The organism is Xenorhabdus santafensis (assembly GCF_033949405.1).
In the GTDB taxonomy this organism is placed as follows: Bacteria; Pseudomonadota; Gammaproteobacteria; order Enterobacterales; family Enterobacteriaceae; genus Xenorhabdus; species Xenorhabdus santafensis.
In genome coordinates this window covers 1-277 of sequence record NZ_VCDN01000353.1, presented here as the reverse complement: position 1 = coordinate 277, position 277 = coordinate 1, and the positions used below count along the sequence as shown (strand labels likewise).

Below are 277 nucleotides of genomic sequence, written 5' to 3'. Positions count from 1 at the left end.
GCTGCTCGTGAGGCTGGATTACAATTTTAATGGTCAAAGGAGGGAAAATTGATGCATCGCATTGACCCAAGTAAATTAGAACTTGAAGAACGTGTAGTTACGATAAATCGTGTCGCGAAAGTTGTTAAGGGTGGTCGTCGTTTCCGCTTTGCTGCACTAGTTGTAGTTGGCGATAAAAACGGTCATGTTGGATTCGGTACTGGTAAAGCACAAGAGGTACCAGACGCAATTCGCAAAGCTATCGAAGACGCTAAGAAAAACTTAATCGCTGTACCAT

Annotated in this window: 1 protein-coding gene; it reads left to right on the top strand. The window is 43.3% G+C overall.

Going from position 1 to position 277, the window contains the following annotated elements; translation table 11 throughout:
* Positions 1–51: 51 nt before the first annotated feature.
* On the top strand, positions 52–277 hold a 226-nt coding region (locus tag FE392_RS22740; RefSeq protein WP_500692709.1), incomplete at its 3' end, for an uS5 family small ribosomal subunit protein.